The 1270-nt window shown below is 69.4% G+C and carries 1 protein-coding gene; it reads left to right on the forward strand.

What is annotated here, in order from left to right; all coding sequences use genetic code 11:
* Positions 1-82 precede the first annotated feature (82 nt).
* Positions 83-1270 (forward strand): acyltransferase domain-containing protein (locus MXD61_RS05640; protein ID WP_248811785.1); only part of this gene is annotated, 1188 nt, incomplete at its 3' end.

Consider the following 1270-nt stretch of genomic DNA (forward strand, 5'->3'; position numbering starts at 1 on the left):
CGCTCACGTGATCCTCGAACAAGCCCCCGACACCGCTGGCATCACGGATACGACTGTCGAGTCTCCCTCGGATGTGCCGGGTGTGGTGCCGTTGGTGGTGTCGGCGCGGTCGCTGGAGGGCTTGCGGGCCGCTGCCGGACAGTTGGCCGATTTCCTCGAACAGCAGGCCGTGTCGAGTCTGAGTGATGTGGGTCGGGCATTGTTGACGGCTCGTTCGGTGTGGGAGTTCCGGGCTGGGGTGGCGGCCGCGGAGCGGGATGAGACGGTGGCGAGACTCCGCGCGGTGGCTGCTTCTTCGGGCGGCGAACAGGCGGCGGGTTCGATGGGACGTGTGGTGCTGGTGTTCCCGGGTCAGGGGGCGCAATGGGCGGGGATGGGCAGGGGGTTGTGGGCGTCTGACGCTGTTTTCGCGGCGCGGATGGACGAGTGCGATCGGCTTTTGGACTGGTCGCTGCGGGCCGTGGTGGACGGCGTAGAGGGCGCTCCGTCACTGGACCGGGCGGACGTGGTCCAGCCGGTGTCGTTCGCGGTGATGGTGTCGCTGGCGTCGATGTGGCAGGCGCGCGGTGTCGTTCCGGACGCGGTGGTGGGCCATTCCCAAGGCGAGATCGCCGCGGCGGTCGTCGCGGGGAGGCTGATGCTGGCCCAGGGGATGCGCCTGGTGGTGGCCCGCAGTCAGGTGATCGCGGCGCGGCTGTCGGGGCGGGGCGCGATGATGTCGGTCGCCGTGGGTGAGGAGCGGGCCGAGAAGCTGATCGGTCTACGGCCGGTGGAGATCGCCGCGGTGAACGGTCCGGAGTCGGTGGTCCTGGCCGGTACCGCAGACGTGATCGCGGCGGTGCGCGAGGAGTGCGAGGCGGCCGGGGTGCGGTCCTCGCTGCTGCCCGTCGACTACGCGTCGCACTCGGTGCACGTTGAAGCGGCTGAAGGTGAGCTGACCGCCGCCGTGGTCGCCGCCTTGGCCGAAGTCGGTGACGCGGATCGGGGCGAGGGGTTCGATCCGTCGGTGAGGTTGCTGTCGACGGTCGAGGTGGATTGGGTCGTCGGGGAGTTGGACGCGGGTTACTGGGTGCGGAATCTGCGTTCGCGGGTGCGGTTCGCCGAGGCGGTGGAGCGTTTGGCGGACGAGGGGCATCGCGTGTTCATCGAGGTGAGCTCGCATCCGGTGTTGACGATGGGCATCGAGGCCGTGCTGGAGCGGACCGGTATCGCGAATGCCGTCGTGGCCGGGACGTTGCGGCGTGATGAGGATGAGTCGGCCAGGTTCGTG

The sequence above is a fragment of the Frankia sp. AgPm24 genome (assembly GCF_023243055.1).
In the GTDB taxonomy this organism is placed as follows: domain Bacteria; phylum Actinomycetota; class Actinomycetes; order Frankiales; family Frankiaceae; genus Frankia; species Frankia umida.